The sequence below is a fragment of the Streptomyces sp. NPDC007162 genome, from assembly GCF_040634175.1.
In the GTDB taxonomy this organism is placed as follows: Bacteria; Actinomycetota; Actinomycetes; order Streptomycetales; family Streptomycetaceae; genus Streptomyces.
The window spans coordinates 1-2,164 of sequence record NZ_JBEYFC010000894.1; the positions used below are offsets into that span (position 1 = coordinate 1).

Here is a 2,164-nt window from a genome sequence, read left to right on the forward strand (position 1 = left end):
CGCTCTGCCCCCCCCCCCCCCTCCCGCGCCGCCGCTCCCCCCGGTGCCCCCCCCCGCCTCGTCACTCACCCGGACAGAGCAATCACGGGCTGTCATCCCCTTGTCCCCGTTGGTCCGTCCCCCGTTCGGAGTTGCGTCCGCACGGGGGACATGAGGCCGTGGAAGTCGTGTCCTGCCGGATCTCACCCTCAGGAGGAGACATGGGCACGAGGGAAACGAGGAACAACGGCCGGCCGGCCGACAGACTGAGCGTCGTCTTCACCGTCCGCGTGATCGAGGGCGGCGAGCAGGGATTCCTGGAGGCGTACGACCAGCTCCGCGAGTCCGTCGCCCGGACCCCCGGCCACATCGTCGAGCGGCTGGGAGCACCCGTGGACGACTCCCGGCAGTGGGTCATCACCAGCGAGTGGCAGACGGCCGGGCACTTCTTCGCCTGGCAGCAGAGCGCGGAGCACCGCGCACTGGTGGCTCCGCTGCGCCGGTGGGTCGACTCGACGCAGTCGCTGCGGTTCCGAGTCGTCAAGGAGACCGAGGGGGTGTCGTCATGACGCGCACCGCCAGCGGCCCCGTCGCCGTACTCGGGCTCGGCACGATGGGCACCGGCCTGGCCACCCGCCTCCTCGACCGGGGAATGCGGGTCCGGGTCTGGAACCGTACTCCGGAGCGGGCCGCAGCGCTCGCCGGGGCAGGCGCCTTCGTCGCCCCGCACCCCGCCGACGCCGTCGCGGGCACGAGTGCCGCCGTCTGCGTCGTCGCCGACGGCGAGGCCCTCTCGTCCGTGCTGCACGGACCCGACGGCGTCCTGTCCAGAGGCCCCTACCCCGGGGTCCTCGTCTGCGCCAGCACCGTCTCCCCCGAAGAGGTGCTCCAGATCGCCGGGGACATCCCCTCGGTCGTGGACGTCGGCATGCTCGGCAACCGCGACCACGCCCGGGACGGCGAGCTTCGGCTCTTCGTCGGCGGCGCGGAAGAGGCGTTCACCGCCTGCCGCCCGCTGCTGGAGGCGCTGGGCAAGGAGGTCGTCCATCTGGGCGCACTCGGTTCCGGCATGCGGATGAAACTGTGCCTCAACCTCCTGATGGGCATCGAGGTGCAGGCCCTGGCCGAGGTCACCGAACTGGCGACCGCCTGCGGCCTGGACCGGCAGTCGGTCCTCAAGACCGTCGCGGGCAGCGGCTTCGCCTCTCCGGTCATGGCGTTCAAGGCGAGGCGTCTGGGTTCCGGCCGCTTCGAGGAGCCGGACTTCCGGCTGCGGCTGATGGCGAAAGACCTCATGCTCGCTACCAAGCAGGCGGCGGCGGTCGGCCTGAGCCTGCCGCTCACGACCGCCGCGGCAGAGACCCACGTCCGTGCCACCGAGCAGGGACTGGGCGACCAGGACTGTGCCGCGGTCACCCGCGCACTCGCACCGAAACCGGGCAGTGACACGTGATCATCGACATCCACGGGCACCTCTCCCCGCCGGAGGCGGCCGCACGCTTCCCCATGCCGCCGAGCCTGACCGACGTGGACGGCATGCTCGCCGCTCGCGCCGAGGCAGGCATCGACCTGACCATCATCGGCAGCCCCGTGGGCGCCGGAGCGATGGCACGGGTACCGGGCGTGGACAACTACGCGCAGCCACGAGACCGGCTGCGCGGGTTCCACGCCTGGATGTCGGGGCTGATCGCCAAGTTCCCCGACCGGTTGCGCGGCTACGTGTACGCCAACCCGTTCGGCGACGACGATCACCTCGAAGGGGTGCGGGAGACCCTGGCGGATCCGGCCTTCGTCGGCCTGATCACCACGTCCAGCGTCCACGGGGAGCTGCTCGGCTCCCCGCGCGCCGACTCCTTCTTCGCGCTGGCCGCGGAGGCGGGGGTGCCGGTCCTGGTGCACGCCCCCGCCGAACCGGTCGGCACGGAACGGGTCGACGAGATCGGCTTCGTCGAGCAGATCGGCCGGTTCGGGGACGTCACCATGGGCATGGCCATGATCGCCTTCGCGGGGTGGCTGGACAAGTACCCGGATCTGCGGCTGATCGGCGCGACCGGCGGTGGCGCGATGGCGCTGCTGCCGGAGCGCCTGCAGACGGCGGCGCGCCCCCGGCACTGGGCCGGGGGCGCCCCCCCCGCCGGCCGCCCCGGCTCCGCCCCGAAGGGAGAGCGGGGGGGGGGGGAAGAGG

Annotated in this window: 3 protein-coding genes; all 3 read left to right on the plus strand. The window is 72.6% G+C overall.

Going from position 1 to position 2,164, the window contains the following annotated elements:
* Positions 1 to 200: 200 nt before the first annotated feature.
* Positions 201 to 548: an antibiotic biosynthesis monooxygenase family protein gene (locus ABZ646_RS45495; RefSeq protein WP_360533356.1), complete on the plus strand. Its 348-nt coding sequence runs from the start codon at positions 201 to 203 to the stop codon at positions 546 to 548.
* Positions 545 to 1,432, plus strand: coding sequence for an NAD(P)-dependent oxidoreductase (locus tag ABZ646_RS45500; protein ID WP_360533359.1), 888 nt, complete (start codon positions 545 to 547; stop codon positions 1,430 to 1,432). Before ABZ646_RS45495 ends, ABZ646_RS45500 begins: the two co-directional genes overlap by 4 nt.
* On the plus strand, positions 1,429 to 2,164 hold a 736-nt coding region (locus ABZ646_RS45505), incomplete at its 3' end, for an amidohydrolase family protein (RefSeq protein ID WP_360533362.1). The genes ABZ646_RS45500 and ABZ646_RS45505, both read left to right, overlap by 4 nt.